Origin of the sequence: Agrococcus pavilionensis RW1 (assembly GCF_000400485.1) — a bacterium.
GTDB classification, from domain to species: domain Bacteria; phylum Actinomycetota; class Actinomycetes; order Actinomycetales; family Microbacteriaceae; genus Agrococcus; species Agrococcus pavilionensis.
In genome coordinates this window covers 59,184-73,599 of record NZ_ASHR01000037.1, presented here as the reverse complement: position 1 = coordinate 73,599, position 14,416 = coordinate 59,184, and the positions used below count along the sequence as shown (strand labels likewise).

Annotated in this window: 14 protein-coding genes; 1 reads left to right on the top strand and 13 read right to left on the bottom strand. The window is 72.4% G+C overall.

The window, feature by feature from the left end:
• Positions 1 to 98: 98 nt before the first annotated feature.
• On the bottom strand, positions 99 to 440 hold the full coding sequence (locus tag L332_RS27920; RefSeq protein ID WP_021011659.1) for a HesB/IscA family protein: 342 nt from the start codon (positions 438 to 440) through the stop codon (positions 99 to 101).
• Between the two features lie 46 nt (positions 441 to 486).
• Entirely contained in the window at positions 487 to 1,896 is a 1,410-nt protein-coding gene (locus L332_RS27915) for a dipeptidase (RefSeq protein ID WP_021011658.1), read from the bottom strand.
• 83 nt (positions 1,897 to 1,979) lie between these two features.
• Here L332_RS27915 and L332_RS27910 point away from each other — a divergent pair, with 83 nt between their 5' ends.
• On the top strand, positions 1,980 to 2,540 hold the full coding sequence (locus L332_RS27910; protein ID WP_021011657.1) for a DUF3043 domain-containing protein: 561 nt from the start codon (positions 1,980 to 1,982) through the stop codon (positions 2,538 to 2,540).
• A 39-nt stretch (positions 2,541 to 2,579) separates the two neighbouring features.
• Here the strand turns inward: L332_RS27910 and L332_RS30620 are convergent, their stop codons facing one another.
• From L332_RS30620 to ftsZ, 11 genes are all read right to left on the bottom strand, one after another.
• Entirely contained in the window at positions 2,580 to 3,599 is a 1,020-nt protein-coding gene (locus L332_RS30620) for a quinone-dependent dihydroorotate dehydrogenase (RefSeq protein ID WP_021011656.1), read from the bottom strand.
• Complete coding sequence (gene nrdR, locus L332_RS30615) at positions 3,596 to 4,075, bottom strand: transcriptional regulator NrdR (RefSeq protein WP_021011655.1); 480 nt, start codon at positions 4,073 to 4,075, stop codon at positions 3,596 to 3,598. The genes L332_RS30620 and nrdR overlap by 4 nt, the downstream gene beginning before the upstream one ends.
• Positions 4,075 to 5,385, bottom strand: coding sequence for a histidinol dehydrogenase (hisD, locus tag L332_RS27895; protein ID WP_021011654.1), 1,311 nt, complete (start codon positions 5,383 to 5,385; stop codon positions 4,075 to 4,077). Before hisD ends, nrdR begins: the two co-directional genes overlap by 1 nt.
• Positions 5,386 to 5,617: 232 nt before the next feature.
• Positions 5,618 to 9,127: a DNA polymerase III subunit alpha gene (gene dnaE, locus L332_RS27890; RefSeq protein ID WP_021011653.1), complete on the bottom strand. Its 3,510-nt coding sequence runs from the start codon at positions 9,125 to 9,127 to the stop codon at positions 5,618 to 5,620.
• Positions 9,128 to 9,184: 57 nt separating this feature from the next.
• The gene (locus L332_RS27885) at positions 9,185 to 10,105 is read right to left on the bottom strand and encodes an RluA family pseudouridine synthase (RefSeq protein WP_021011652.1); all 921 of its coding nucleotides are present in this window, start codon (positions 10,103 to 10,105) and stop codon (positions 9,185 to 9,187) included.
• Positions 10,105 to 10,704, bottom strand: a complete 600-nt coding sequence (gene lspA, locus L332_RS27880; RefSeq protein ID WP_021011651.1) for a signal peptidase II — start codon at positions 10,702 to 10,704, stop codon at positions 10,105 to 10,107. Before lspA ends, L332_RS27885 begins: the two co-directional genes overlap by 1 nt.
• 8 nt (positions 10,705 to 10,712) lie before the next feature.
• On the bottom strand, positions 10,713 to 11,507 hold the full coding sequence (locus L332_RS30905; protein WP_021011650.1) for a DivIVA domain-containing protein: 795 nt from the start codon (positions 11,505 to 11,507) through the stop codon (positions 10,713 to 10,715).
• A 115-nt stretch (positions 11,508 to 11,622) separates the two neighbouring features.
• The gene (locus L332_RS27870) at positions 11,623 to 11,931 is read right to left on the bottom strand and encodes a YggT family protein (RefSeq protein WP_021011649.1); all 309 of its coding nucleotides are present in this window, start codon (positions 11,929 to 11,931) and stop codon (positions 11,623 to 11,625) included.
• A 10-nt stretch (positions 11,932 to 11,941) separates the two neighbouring features.
• Complete coding sequence (locus L332_RS27865) at positions 11,942 to 12,412, bottom strand: cell division protein SepF (protein ID WP_021011648.1); 471 nt, start codon at positions 12,410 to 12,412, stop codon at positions 11,942 to 11,944.
• A 27-nt stretch (positions 12,413 to 12,439) separates the two neighbouring features.
• Positions 12,440 to 13,114 (bottom strand): YggS family pyridoxal phosphate-dependent enzyme, encoded by a 675-nt coding sequence (locus tag L332_RS27860; protein WP_021011647.1) that lies wholly within the window; start codon positions 13,112 to 13,114, stop codon positions 12,440 to 12,442.
• Between the two features lies 1 nt (position 13,115).
• A complete protein-coding gene (gene ftsZ / locus L332_RS27855; RefSeq protein ID WP_021011646.1) occupies positions 13,116 to 14,282 on the bottom strand; it encodes a cell division protein FtsZ in 1,167 nt (388 codons plus the stop codon).
• Positions 14,283 to 14,416: the final 134 nt, after the last annotated feature.

Sequence of the window (14,416 nt, the reverse complement as noted above, 5' to 3'; positions counted from 1 at the left end):
CCGAGGTGACCAGGACCATCAGTGGAACGAGTCTCCGCAGGCGCAGGAGCCCCGCGACGCATCGCGTCGCGCGCCCCGCGCCGAGGTGACCAGGACCATCAGTGGAACGAGTCTCCGCAGGCGCAGGAGCCCTGCGCGTTCGGGTTGTCCATCGTGAAGCCCTGCTTCTGGATCGTGTCCTCGAAGTCGATCGTCGAGCCGTCGAGGTAGGGCACGCTCATGCGGTCGACGATGACCTCGACGCCGTCGAAGTCGCGCACGACGTCGCCGTCGAGCCTCCGCTCGTCGAAGTAGAGCTGGTAGATGAGCCCCGAGCATCCGCCCGGCTGCACGGCGACGCGCAGCCGCAGGTCGTCGCGGCCCTCCTGGTCGAGCAGGCGGCGCACCTTGTCGGCGGCCGTGTCGGTGAGCATGACGCCGTGCGTCGCGACATCCGTCATGGTTCGCTCCCTTCGAGTCGGCCGGGCTGGGCCGGCGCCCCTCAGTCTACGCCTCGAGGTCTCCCGCGCGCGCGAGCAGCAGCGCCTCGGCCCCGATCGCGCGCTTGAGCACCCCGAGGTGCTGCGACTCGTTCGGGCTGTGCGCCATCGTGCCCGGGTCCTCGACCCCCGTCACGAGGATCTGCGCGCCCGGGAACTGCGCGACGAGGTCGGCGATGAACGGGATGGACCCGCCGATGCCGGCCTCGACGGGCTCCGCACCCCACGCATCCGCCATCGCCCGCTTCGCCGCCTCGGCGCCCCAGCCGCTCGCGTCGACGAGGAAGGGGTCGCCGAGGTCGACGTCGGTGATCTCGAGGTGCGCGCCGAAGGGCGCGTGGGCGCGCAGGTGCCGCTCGATCGCAGCGAACGCGTCGGCGGCCGACTGGCCCGGCGCGATGCGCGTCGAGAGCCGGAACCGCATCGTCGGCAGGATCGTGTTGGATGCGTCGGGCACGCTCGGCGCGTCGACGCCGGTGATCGTCGCGGCGGGCTTCGCCCAGAGGCGCCGCAGCAGCGGGCCCGTGCCGATGAGCTCGACGCCGTCGAGCACGGCGGCCTCGTCGCGGAGGTGCTGCTCGGACTGCTCGGGCACGTCGAGGTCGGCCTCGGTGAGCCCCTCGATCGCGACCGAGCCCTCGTCGTCCCAGATCGTCGCCGCGAGCTTCGCGAACGCGAGCATCGCATCCGGCACCGCCCCGCCGTACATGCCGGAGTGGCTCGCGTGGCCGAGCGTCGTGATGCGCACGTTGAGCGCGACGTTGCCGCGCAGCGCGACGGTGAGCGAGGGCGTCTCGGTCGACCAGTTGTCGCTGTCGGCGACGACGATGACGTCGGCGCGCAGCGCATCGGCGTGGAGCTCGAGGAAGCGCTGGAAGGAGCGGGAGCCGTGCTCCTCCTCCCCCTCGATGAACAGCGCGAGGCCCACCTCGGGGTCGAGCACCTCGGCGAGCGCGCGCACGGCGGCGAGGTGGGTGATGACGCCCGCCTTGTCGTCGGAGGCGCCGCGGCCGTGGAGCCGGCCGTCGATCTCGGTGGGCTCGAACGGCGGCGTGCGCCAGAGCGCCTCGTCGCCCCACGGCTGCACGTCGTGGTGGGCGTAGAGCAGGATCGAGGGCTTGCCGTTCCGCGCCGCGCGCGTCGCGAGCACGGCGGGCTGGCCGAGCTGGTCGGTGTCGCCGATCGGCGCGCGCTCGATCGAGACGCGCTCGAACACGCCGGTGCCCTCGGCGAGCGCGGCGACCGCGTCGGCGCTCTCCTGCACGTGCGCGGGGTCGTAGGCGTCCCACGAGACGGACGGGATGCGCACGAGCCCCTTGAGATCCTCGACCGCGCGGGCGAACCCGGCGTCGACGGCGGCGAGGATGGCCTGGTCGCGCTCGGAGAGCGCGCTGGAGTCAGCGGAGGCGAGAGTCATGCGCTCGATCCTAGGCGCGGGCACGGCACGCGCGCGGCGGTAGGATGGGGGCTCCCCTGGCACACAACGAGAAGGACCTCCCCGTGGCCCTGTTCCGCCGTTCCGCCGACGACAAGGCCGTCGCCGCTCCCGAGCCCTCGGGCCGTCGCACGCCCAAGCAGTCGGAGCAGGTCGCCCGCAACCGCCGGCCGCTCGTGCCGGAGGACCGCAAGGAAGCCCGCCGCCAGATGCAGGACAAGATGCGCGCGGAGCGCGAGAAGGCGCGCCGCGGCTTCGAGGCGGGCGACGAGAAGTACCTGCCGGCGCGCGACAAGGGCCCGGTGCGCCGCTACGTGCGCGACTTCGTCGACGCGCGCCTGTCGATCGGCACGCTCGCGATGCCGATGATGATCGTCGTGCTCGTCATGACGTTCCTCAACGACCCGCAGTGGCGCCTCATCGCGAACCTCGTGCTGTGGGGCTTCGTGATCGTCGTCATCCTCGACTCCGTCTTCATGGCGTGGCAGCTGCGGCGCGCGATCCGCGGCAAGTTCGGCGAGAAGGATGCGAAGGGGCACGGCTGGTACGCGACCATGCGGTCGGTGCAGCTGCCGTTCATGCGCATGCCGAAGCCGAAGACGAAGCTCTTCAAGTACCCGGAGTAGCCGCCGGAGCGGCTCGCTCGGTCGGCTCGGTCGGCGCGGTCAGCCGGCGAGCAGCCCGCGGTTGATCTCGCGCGCCCACCCCGGCCCGCGGTAGATGAAGCCCGTGTAGCCCTGCACGAGCGCGGCGCCCGCCTCGAGCCGCTCGCGCACGTCGGCGGCCGTCTCGACGCCGCCGACCGAGACGACGTCGATCGAGCCGGGCAGCTCGGCGCGCAGCAGGCGGAGCACCGCGAGCGAGCGCGACGCGACCGGAGGCCCCGACAGGCCGCCCGCGCCCGCGCGAGCCACCGCATCCGCTGCCGTCCGCAGCCCGTCGCGGCGGATCGTCGTGTTCGTCGCGATGATGCCGGCGAGCTCGAGCCGGGTGGCGAGCGCGGCGATGCCCGCGACCTGCTCGTCGTCGAGGTCGGGCGCGATCTTCACGAGCACGGGCACCGCGCCGGCCGCCTCGCGCACGGCGGCGAGCAGCGGCTCGAGCACCCGCTCCTCCTGCAGGCCGCGGAGGCCCGGCGTGTTCGGCGAGGAGACGTTGACGGCGAGGTAGTCGGCGACCGGCGCGAGCAGGCGCGCCGAGTGCAGGTAGTCGGCCTCGACGGCCGCGGCGTCATCGGCGTCGACGACGCGGCTCTTGCCGATGTTGACGCCGATCACCGGGCGGGAGCGCGCCTCGCGAGCGGCCGCGATGCGCTCGGCGGCGGCCGCCGCTCCCCCGTTGTTGAAGCCCATCCGATTGACGAGCGCGCGGTCGTCGACGAGCCGGAACAGGCGCGGCCGCTCGTTGCCGGGCTGCGCGCGCGCCGTGATCGTGCCGACCTCGACGTGGCCGAAGCCGAGCGCGCCGAGGCCCGCGATCATCGTCGCGTCCTTGTCGAAGCCCGCCGCGACGCCGAACGGGGTCGGGAACCGACGGCCGAGCGCCTGCGTCGTCAGCCGCGCATCCGTCCGCACCCCGGGGCGCGCGGCGCCGATCGCGCGGATCGCGGCGGCGCCGAGGTGGTGCGCGCGCTCGGGATCGATGTGCGCGAAGCCGTGCCGGAAGAGCAGGTCGTAGGCGGTCACCGGTCGTCCTCGGCGCCGTCCGCCGCCGCCGCGCGCTCCTCGCGGAGCGCCCGGATGGCCGACTCGAAGTCGTCGAGCGAGTCGAAGGCGTTGTAGACGCTCGCGAAGCGGAGGTAGGCGACCTCGTCGAGCGCGCGCAGCGGCGGCAGCACCGCGAGGCCGATCTCGTTCGCGTCGATCTGGCTCGCGCCGGTCGCGCGCACGCTCTCCTCGACCGCTTGCGCGACGCTCGCGAGGTCGGCGTCGGTGACGGGGCGCCCGCGCACGGCCTTCCGCACGCCCTCGATGACCTTCTCGCGCCGGAAGGGCTCGAGCACGCCCGAGCGCTTCACGACCGAGAGGCTCGCGGTCTCGACGGTCGTGAACCGGCGCCCGCACTCGGTGCACTGGCGCCGGCGGCGGATCGACGTGCCGTCGTCGGTCGTGCGCGAGTCGACGACGCGCGAGTCTGGGTTGCGGCAGAACGGGCAGTGCATCAGCGCGCCTCCTCGAATCGGGCGTCGATCGCCTCGCCGTGCGCGGGCAGGCCCTCGGCGCCGGCGAGCGCGACGACATCGGCGCGCACCGCCTCGAGCGCCGCGCGGTCGTAGCGCACGACCTGCTGCGGTCGCAGGAAGGTCGCGGCGCCGAGTCCCGCGACGCGTCGCGCCTGGCCGCCCGTCGGCAGCACGTGGTTGGAGCCGGCGGCGTAGTCGCCGAGGCTCACGGGCGCGTGCGCGCCGAGGAAGATCGCACCTGCGTGACGGATGCGCGCGAGCACCCCGTCGTCGTCGCGGGTCTGGATCTCGAGGTGCTCGGGCGCGTAGGCGTCGCTCACGCGCGCGGCGGCCTCGAGGTCGGCGACGAGCACGATCGCCGACTGCTCACCGGCGAGCGACGTCGCGACGCGCTCGGCGGCGGCGGTCGCGGCCGCGCGGCGGGCGACGGATGCGTCGACGCGGTCGGCGAGGTCGGTGCTGTCGGTCACGAGCACGGCCGCCGCGAGCTCGTCGTGCTCGGCCTGGCTCACGAGGTCGGCGGCGATGAGCTCGGGATCGGCGCTCTCGTCGGCGATCACGAGGATCTCGGTCGGGCCAGCCTCCGCGTCGACGCGCACGCGGCCCGCGACGGCGCGCTTCGCGGCGGCGACGAAGACGTTGCCGGGGCCGGTGACGACGTCGACGGGCTCGAGGCCGATGCCCGGAACGCCGTGCGCGAAGGCGCCGATCGCGCCGGCGCCGCCCATCGCGTAGACCTCGTCGACGCCGAGCAGCGCGCACGCGGCGAGGATCGTCGGGTGCGGGAGGCCGCCGTGCTCGGCTTGCGCGGGGCTCGCGACCGCGATCGAGCCGACGCCCGCCGCTTGGGCCGCCACGACGTTCATGACGACGCTCGAGGGGTAGACGGCCTTGCCGCCCGGCACGTAGAGGCCGACGCGGTCGACCGGCTGCCAGCGCAGCTCGACCACCGCGCCCGGCGCGAGCTCGACCGAGCTCGGCGGCGGCACCTGCGCGGCGGAGCCGACGCGCACGCGGGCGATCGCCGTCTCGAGGGCGGTGCGCACGGCGGGATCGAGCTCGGCGAGCGCGCGCTCGACCGCCTCGCTCGGCACGCGGAGGTCGGCCGGCCGCACGCCGTCGAAGCGCTCGGCCTGTGCCACGAGCGCGTCGGCGCCGCGCTCGCGCACGTCGGCGATGAGCTCCTGCGCGGCGGGCAGGGCCCGCTCGACGTCGACGGCCGGCCGCGGCAGCAGCGCGCGCAGCTCCTGATCCCCGGGCAGCGTCGTGAGGTCGAGTCGTCGGAGCATGACCTCCATCGTATTCGCCGCGCCCGCCCGCGCCGCCCCCGCCCTGCCGCCGAGTGGCGCCTCCCGCGCCTGAGTGGCGGCTCCCGCACGTGAGTGGCGGCGTCGTCCGCCACTCACCCACCGCGGGCGCCACTCACCCACCGCGGGCGCCACTCACCTGCCGCGGGCGCCACTCACCTGCCGCGGGCGCCACTCACGGGCGGGGCGGCGTGCGCGGGTGGCGCGGAGCGGGTCAGGCGATCGAGGCGGGGCCGAGCAGGCTCTTGATCTCGCCGAAGAGGTCGCTCGAGACGCGCACCTTCTGCGGCAGCGAGAAGACCCGCAGCACCTCGGGGCGCTCGAGCGCGAGCCGCACGTCGGTCGGGCCCGAGTGGCGCTCGAGCAGTGACCGCAGCTCGCGCATCGCCGTCATCGAGGCGCGCCGCTCGGGGATCCGCAGCTCGAGCGGCCGGCTCTCGTCGATCGGCTGCACGTCGGGGGTGTCGATCATGTTCGCGTGCACCGTGAAGCCGTCGTCGCGGGTGCGCACTCGGCCGCGCACGACGACCACCTGGTCGGGCACGAGCGCCGGCCGGAACTCGGTGTAGGTCTTCCCGAGCACCATGACCTCGAGCTCGCCGCCGAAGTCCTCGAGCGAGAAGATGCCGTACTGGTTGCCGGAGTTGCGCGCCACGCGGTGCTGGACGTTCGTGATGAGCCCCGCGAGCGTGACGGTGTCGCCGTCCTCGGCCGTGTCGGCGAGGTCCTGGATCTGGTGCGTCGCGTGCTTCGCGAGCTCGAGCTCGAGCCCCGAGAGCGGGTGGTCGGAGACGTAGAGCCCGAGCATCTCGCGCTCGAACGCGAGCTTGTCCTTCTTGCCCCACTCCGGGCGGTCGGGCACGCGGTCGGCGACGGTCTCGAGGTCGTCGAAGATGTCGCCGAAGAGGTCGACCTGCCCGTTGGCCTCGTTGCGCTTGATCGAGACGGCGGCATCCACCGCATCCTCGTGGATCTCGAGCATCGCGCGACGCGTCGCGCCGAGGCTGTCGAACGCGCCCGACTTGATGAGCGACTCGACCGTGCGCTTGTTCGCGACGCCGAGCGGCACCTTCTTCAGGAAGTCGTGGAAGCTCGAGTAGGCGCCCTCGCGCGTGCGCGCCGTGATGATGCCGTCGACCACGCCATCGCCGACGTTCCGCACCGCGCCGAGGCCGAAGCGGATGTCGTCGCCGACGGCCGTGAAGTAGAGCGACGACTCGTTGACGTCCGGCGGGAGCACCGTGATGCCCATCCGGCGGCACTCCGAGAGGTAGAGCGCCATCTTGTCCTTCGAGTCGCCGACGCTCGTCAGCAGCGCCGCCATGTACTCGGCCGGGTAGTGCGCCTTGAGGTAGGCGGTCCAGTAGGAGATGACGCCGTAGGCGGCGGAGTGCGCCTTGTTGAACGCGTAGTCCGAGAAGGGCAGCAGGATGTCCCAGAGGGCCTTGACAGCGGCGGCCGAGTAGCCGCGCTCGAGCATGCCGCCCGAGAAGGCCTCGAACTGCTTGTCGAGCTCGGCCTTCTTCTTCTTGCCCATCGCGCGCCGCAGGATGTCGGCCTGGCCGAGCGAGTAGCCGGCGACCTTCTGCGCGACCGCCATCACCTGCTCCTGGTAGATGATGAGGCCGTAGCTCTCGGCGAGGATCTCGGCGAGCGGCTCCTCGAGCTCCGGGTGGATCGGCGTGATCTCCTGCAGCCCGTTCTTGCGCAGCGCGTAGTTCGTGTGCGAGTCGGCGCCCATCGGGCCCGGCCGGTAGAGCGCGATGACGGCCGAGATGTCGCCGAAGCTGTCGGGCTTCATGAGCCGCAGGAGCGAGCGCAGCGGCCCGCCGTCGAGCTGGAAGACGCCGAGCGTGTCGCCGCGCTGCAGCAGCTCGTACGCGCCGCGATCGTCGAGCGGGAGCGTCTCGAGGTCGAGCTCCTCCCCCCGGTTCGCGCGGATGTTGTCGAGCGCATCCGAGACGATCGTGAGGTTGCGGAGCCCGAGGAAGTCCATCTTGATCAGGCCGAGCGACTCGCACGCGGGGTAGTCGAACTGCGTGATGATCGCGCCGTCCTGCTCGCGCTTCATGATCGGGATGATGTCGATGAGCGGGTCGGACGACATGATGACGCCCGCCGCGTGCACGCCCCACTGGCGCTTGAGGTTCTCGAGCCCGCGCGCGGTCTCGAAGACGGTCTTCGCGTCGGGGTCGGTCTCGATGACCGCCCGCACGTCGCCGGCCTCCTTGTAGCGCTCGTGCTTCTCGTCGAAGATGCCCGAGAGCGGGATGTCCTTGCCCATCACCGCGGGCGGCATCGCCTTCGTGAGCTTCTCGCCCATCCCGAAGGGGAAGCCGAGCACGCGGGATGCGTCCTTGAGCGCCTGCTTCGACTTGATCGTGCCGTACGTGACGATCTGGGCCACGCGCTCCGAGCCGTACTTCTCGGTCACATACCGGATGACCTCGGGGCGCCGCCGGTCGTCGAAGTCGATGTCGAAGTCGGGCATCGAGACGCGGTCGGGGTTGAGGAAGCGCTCGAAGATGAGGCCGTGCTCGAGCGGGTCGAGGTCGGTGATGCGCATCGCGTAGGCGGCCATCGAGCCGGCGCCCGAGCCGCGGCCGGGGCCGACGCGGATGCCGTTGTCCTTCGCCCAGTTGATGAAGTCGGCGACGACGAGGAAGTAGCCCGGGAAGCCCATGTTCGAGATGACGCCCATCTCGTACTCCGCCTGGCGGTGGACGGCGTCGGGGATGCCGCCCGGGTAGCGGCGCTCGAGGCCCACCTGCACCTCGTGCCGGAACCACGACTCCTCCGTGTGGCCCTCGGGCACCGGGAAGCGCGGCATGTAGTTCGCCGACTCGTCGAACTGCACGTCGCACCGCTCGGCGACGAGCAGCGTGTTGTCGCTCGCGCCCTCGAGGTCGCGGAAGAGGTGGCGCATCTCGGCGGCCGACTTGACGTAGTAGCCGCCGCCCTCGAGCCGGAAGCGGTTCGGGTCGTCCATGGTCGAGCCCGACTGCACGCACAGCAGCGCCTCGTGGCTCTTCGCGTCCTCCGCGTGCGTGTAGTGCAGGTCGTTCGTCGCGAGCAGCGGCAGGCCGAGGCGCGAGCCGATCTCGAGCAGGTCGTCCTTGACGCGCCGCTCGATCTCGAGCCCGTGGTCCATGATCTCGAGGAAGTAGTTGTCGGCGCCGAAGAGGTCGCGGTAGCTCGCGGCCGCCTCGAGCGCGGCGTCGAACTGCCCGAGCCGCAGCCGCGTCTGCACCTCGCCCGAGGGGCAGCCGGTCGTCGCGATGAGCCCGGTCGAGTAGCGCTCGAGCAGCTCGCGGTCCATGCGGGGCTTGAAGTAGAAGCCCTCCATCGAGGCGTAGGACGAGAGCCGGAAGAGGTTGCGCAGCCCCTCGTCGTTCTCGGCGAGCAGCGTCATGTGCGTGTACGCGCCGCTGCCCGAGACGTCGTCGCCGGGCGACGCGTCGGCTCCGCCCCACTTCACGCGCGTCTTCTCGCTGCGGTGCGTGCCGGGCGTGATGTACGCCTCGGTGCCGATGATCGGCTTGACGCCCTGCGCGCGCGCCGCCTTCCAGAACTCGTAGGCGCCGAAGACGTTCCCGTGGTCGGTCATCGCGACCGCCGGCATCCCCTCCTCCTGCACGGCCTTCATGAGCTCGTTGATGCGAGCGGCGCCGTCGAGCATCGAGTACTCGGTATGGACGTGGAGGTGCGCGAAGGAGTCTGCCATGGCCCCTCGATCCTACGGCGGGGCGCCCACGGCGGGCGGCGGCTCGCGCGCCGGCTGTCAGTCCTCGCGCAGGACCTCGAGCGCGTGCGCGAGCTCCGGTGAGGGCTCGGACGAGAAGACCGCCCACTCCCCGGTGCCGGGGTGCTTGAAGCCGAGCCGCACCGCGTGCAGCCACTGCCGCTCGAGCCCCAGCCGGGCGCTCACCGTGGGGTCGGCGCCGTACATCGCGTCGCCGAGGCACGGATGCCTCCTGGCCGCCATGTGCACGCGGATCTGATGGGTGCGCCCCGTCTCGAGCTGCACCTCGAGCAGGCTGCCGCCGCGGAACGCCTCGAGCGTCTCGTAGTGCGTCACGGCGTGCTTGCCGCTCGCGACGACCGCGAAGCGCCACTCATGATTGGGATGCCGCCCGATGGGCGCGTCGATCGTGCCCGCGAGCGGATCGGGGTGGCCCTGCACCGCCGCGTGGTAGGTCTTCTCGACCTCGCGGTCGTGGAAGGCGGCCTTGAGCCGCGAGTAGGCGCGCTCGCTCTTCGCGACCACCATGAGGCCGCTCGTGCCGGCGTCGAGCCGGTGCACGACGCCCTGGCGCTCGGCCGCGCCGGAGGTCGCGATGCGGAAGCCGGCGGCGGCGAGCGCCCCGACGACCGTCGGCCCCTGCCAGCCCATGCTCGGGTGCGCCGCGACGCCCGCGGGCTTGTCGACCACGACGATGTCGTCGTCGTCGTGCACGATGCCGAGGTCGGGCACGGGCGTCGCGACGATCGTGGGCTCCTCGCGCGGCTGCCACGAGAGGTCGAGCCACGCGTCGCCGCGCAGCCGATCGGACTTGCCGAGCACGGCGCCGTCCTGCACGGCGCCGCCGCTCTCGAGCATCGCGACGACCGCGGTGCGCGAGAGGCCGAGCAGCCGCGCGATGCCGGCGTCGGCGCGCGAGCCGTCGAGCCCGGGCGGCACCTGCAGGAAGCGGGACTCCATCAGTCGCGCGCGCCCTCTGCGTCAGCACCCGGTTCGCCGGACGCATCCGCCGCCTTCGGCTCGTCGGTGTGCCGCTGCCCGTCGAGGCCGATGTTCAGCAGCACGAGCAGCACGATGCCGATCATCGACGAGACGATGAAGATGTCGGCGACGTTGAAGATCGCCGGGAATCCCCACACCTGGATGAAGTCCACGACGTGGCCGACGAAGAAGCCCGGCTCGCGCGTGAGGCGGTCGGTGAGGTTGCCGAGCGTGCCGCCGAGGAGGCCGCCGAACGCGGCCGCCCACCAGATGGAGCGGATGCGTCGCAGCTGCGTGATGATCACCACGACGACCGCGGCGGCGAGGATCGTGAAGATCCAGGTCGAGCCGGCCGCGAGCGAGAACGCCGCGCCGGGGTTCCGCACGAAGTGCCACTGGAGCACCTCGCCGAGCACCTGCCGGCGCTCCCCCTCGCCCATCTCGGCGATGACCCACTCCTTCGCGAGGAAGTCACCGAGCCAGACGAGCGCCGCGACCCCGAGCACGAGCCCCAGCGTGCGCCAGGAGCGCGCCGCCGGGGCCGCGCCCGGGGTCTCGGGTGCAGCGTCGAGCGTCACCGAGCGGCTCAGCTGCCGCCCTGGCCGCCGAAGGCGAGCGACGACGACCGGTCGAGGTCGCGCAGCTGGCTCTCGATGTAGCCGCGCAGCTTGAGTCGGTAGTCGCGCTCGAAGCTCTTGAGCTCGTCGATCTTCTGCTCGAGCAGGCCCTTCTGCTCGTCGAGGCGGGCCTTGGTCTGGTCGAACTCCTGCTCGAGCAGCGACTTGCGCTCCTCGGCGGCCTCCTCGATCTGCTGGGCGGTCAGCTCAGCGGCGGCGACGAGCTCGTCGCGCTTGCGCTCGCCCTCGGCGACGTGCTCGTCGTGCAGGCGCTGCGCGAGCACGATGAGGCTGTTGGCCTCGGTCTGCACGGGGTTCGCCGCCTCGGCGGCCGGCGCGGCCTGCGCGGCGCTCTCCTGCTGCTCGGCGAGCTGCTGCTTGAGCTGCTCGTTCTCGGCGCGGAGGGCGTCGAGCTCGGCGGTGTCGACCTGAGCGCTCTCGGGCTCGGCGGCTGCGACGGGCTCGGCCTGCTCGACCGGCGCGGCGTCGCGCTCGGCGAGCTGCTGCTTGAGCTGCTCGTTCTCGGCCCGCAGGGCGTCGAGCTCGGCGGTGTCGACCTCGGCGGCCGGCGCGGGCTCGGCGGGGGCGATGCCCTGGCGGAGCTGCTCGTTCTCGGCCCGGAGCCCGTCGTTCTCCTCGATGAGGCGACGCAGCTCGGTGACGACCTCGTCGAGGAAGTCGTCGACCTCGTCCTGGTCGTAGCCGTCGCGGAAGCGCGTCGTCTCGAAGCGCTTGTGGACGACGTCGTCAGGAGTCAGTGCCATGGCTTGCCTTTCTTCGTCGGCTGCCCGGCCCGAGCGGGCCTGCAGCGCAGATTCACTGTACCCGCCCGCGGACGGCGTTCTGTCGATCCTAGCCAAGCGCCGACCGAGCGAGCGCTCAGGCGGGCAGGAGCCGGAAGGGACCGACGATGGTCATGACGAGCAGCAGCGCGAGCATGAGCACGACCATCGCGAGGTCGAGCATCGCGCCGCCCACGCGCACGGGCTTCACGAACCGGCGCACGAACCGCAGCGGCGGGTCGGTCAGCCGCAGGATCCACACCGACACGACGAGCCAGAAGCCCGTCGGCCGCCAGTCGCGCCGCACCTGTCGCACGAGGTCGACGACGATGCGCGCGAAGAGGAGGTAGAACGCGAGCAGCGCGGCGGTGTGGACGACCCAGGCGAGGATCGAGACGAGCAGCACTGGGCGCGCGTCAGTGCGAGAAGACGGCCGAGTCGGCGTCCTCGTCGATCGAGCGCGTGCCGGAGACGGCGATGTGCTCGGGGGTGAGGAGGTAGACCTTCGTCGTCACGCGCTCGATGCGGCCCTCGAGGCCCTGCGTGAGCCCGGCGGAGAAGTCGATCAGTCGACGCGCGTCGCCGTCGGTCATCTGCGACAGGTTGATGATCACCGGCGTGCCGGCGCGGAACGCCTCGGCGATCGCCTTCGCGTCCTTGTACTGGCGCGGGTGCACCGTGAGGATCTCGCTCATGTCGTTCACCTTCTGGCTCGCGCGGAGCTTCGTGACGGGTGCGCGGCGCGGCTCCTCCGCCGCGCGCTCGCGCACGGGCTGGGGCGCGCGCTCCTCGCTCTCGGCCCGCTCGACAGGACGGACCTCCTGGGTCAGCTCGTCCTCCTCGGCGAAGCCGAAGTAGATCGCAGCCTTCTTGAGTGCGTTGCTCATGGGATCCTCCTCGTGGCTGGGTTCACGCTATAAGCCGGTCGCACGGTTTCCCGTGATTGCCGTGCCGATGCGCAGGTGTGTCGCGCCGTGGTCGAGCGCCTCGCGCCAGTCGCCGCTCATGCCGGCGGAGATCCAGTCGGCGTCGGGGTCGATCGATCGCACGCGCTCGGCGAGCGAGGCGAGCCGCTCGAAGGCGCGCGCCGGCTCCTCGCCGAGCGGCGCGACCGCCATGACGCCCCGGAGCCGGAGCGCGGGCGATGCGGCGACGCGCTCGGCGAGCGCGTCGAGCCCCGCGGGCGCGACGCCGCCGCGGCCGGGGTCGTCGGTCAGGTTGATCTGCACGAGCGCGTCGCGCACCGGGCGCTCGTCGCCCGGCTCGCCGCCCTCGAGCGCCTCGACGAGGTCGACGGAGTCGATGGAGTGCAGCACGTCGGCGTAGCGGGCGACCTGCCGCGCCTTCTTGCGCTGCAGCTGGCCGACGAAGTGCCACGTGAGCCCGAGGTCCTCGAGCTCGGCCGCCTTGTCGCGCGACTCCGGGTGCCGGCTCTCGCCGAAGTGCCGGTGCCCCGCCTCGGCGAGCTCGCGCACGAGCGAGGCCGGGTGGAGCTTCGTCACGACGACGAGCGTCACCTCGCGCCCCCGGCGCGCGCCCTCGAGCTCGTCGAGGAACGCGGCCAGGCGCGCGGCGGGGGTGTCGGTCACGTCAGCGGAGGAAGTCGGGGAGGAACTCGTCCTCCTCCTCGTCCACCTGGGTGAGCGGCTGCACGGGACCGGTGAGGTGGTCGGCGACGGGCGGGGCCGGGATCGGCCGTCGCTCGGCGGGCGCCTCCTGCGCGCTCGGGGCGCTGTGCGACGACTCGCGCAGGCCCATCTCGGTGCGCGCCGCGGTGCGGATGACCGAGTCGTCGTCCTTCGCGATCGGGCCGGCGCCGTCGAAGCCCGCGGCGATGACCGTCACGCGCACCTCGTCGCCGAGCGTGTCGTCGATGACGGTGCCGAAGATGATGTTCGCCTCGGGGTGCACGGCCTCCTGCACGAGCTTCGCCGCGTCGTAGGTCTCGTGGATGCCGAGGTTGCTGCCCGCCTGGATCGAGAGCAGCACGCCGTGGGCGCCGTCGATCTTGGCCTCGAGCAGCGGGCTCGCGACGGCGAGCTCCGCCGCCTTGATCGCCCGGTCGGCGCCCCGCGAGGAGCCGATGCCCATGAGCGCGGAGCCCGCGCCCTGCATGACCGACTTCACGTCGGCGAAGTCGACGTTGATGAGGCCCGGCGTCGTGATGAGGTCGGTGATGCCCTGCACGCCCGCGAGCAGCACCTGGTCGGCGGTCTCGAAGGCCTCGACCATCGAGATGCCCATGTCGCTGATCTCGAGCAGGCGGTCGTTCGGCACGACGATGAGCGTGTCGACCTCGTTCTTGAGCGCCTCGACGCCGGCCTCGGCCTGCGCCTGGCGGCGGCGGCCCTCGAACGAGAACGGCTTCGTCACGACGCCGACGGTGAGCGCGCCGAGGCTCTTGGCGATGCGAGCGACGACGGGCGCGCCGCCCGTGCCCGTGCCGCCGCCCTCGCCAGCGGTGACGAAGACCATGTCGGCGCCGGCGAGCGCCTCCTCGATCTCCTCCGCGTGGTCCTCGGCAGCGCGACGGCCGACCTCGGGGTCGGCGCCCGCGCCGAGGCCCTTGGTGAGCTCGCGGCCGACGTCGAGCTTGACGTCGGCGTCGCTGAGCAGCAGCGCCTGCGCGTCGGTGTTGATGGCGATGAACTCGACGCCGCGCAGGCCGAGGTCGATCATGCGGTTCACGGCGTTCACGCCGCCGCCGCCCACACCGACCACCTTGATGACGGCGAGGTAGTTGTTGTTGGAAGTCACGGTCCCGGCCCCTCGATCGAACTCTCAACCTCTAGTTGAAGTTTAGAGAATTCCTCACTTCATGCTGACGGCTCCGACGGTACGGGCGGCGGAGGCGCTCGGCCGGGAGCGACTCGGTGTGTCGGCGCAGGTCG

Excerpts from the sequence above, each read along its gene's own strand:
- dnaE (WP_021011653.1), bottom strand. The coding sequence starts at position 9,127 with ATGGCAGACTCCTTCGCGCACCTCCACGTCCATACCGAGTACTCGATG.
- L332_RS27885 (WP_021011652.1), bottom strand. The coding sequence starts at position 10,105 with ATGGAGTCCCGCTTCCTGCAGGTGCCGCCCGGGCTCGACGGCTCGCGC.
- L332_RS27915 (WP_021011658.1), bottom strand. The coding sequence starts at position 1,896 with ATGACTCTCGCCTCCGCTGACTCCAGCGCGCTCTCCGAGCGCGACCAG.
- nrdR (WP_021011655.1), bottom strand. The coding sequence starts at position 4,075 with ATGCACTGCCCGTTCTGCCGCAACCCAGACTCGCGCGTCGTCGACTCG.
- hisD (WP_021011654.1), bottom strand. The coding sequence starts at position 5,385 with ATGCTCCGACGACTCGACCTCACGACGCTGCCCGGGGATCAGGAGCTG.
- L332_RS27865 (WP_021011648.1), bottom strand. The coding sequence starts at position 12,412 with ATGAGCAACGCACTCAAGAAGGCTGCGATCTACTTCGGCTTCGCCGAG.
- L332_RS27920 (WP_021011659.1), bottom strand. The coding sequence starts at position 440 with ATGACGGATGTCGCGACGCACGGCGTCATGCTCACCGACACGGCCGCC.
- L332_RS30905 (WP_021011650.1), bottom strand. The coding sequence starts at position 11,507 with ATGGCACTGACTCCTGACGACGTCGTCCACAAGCGCTTCGAGACGACG.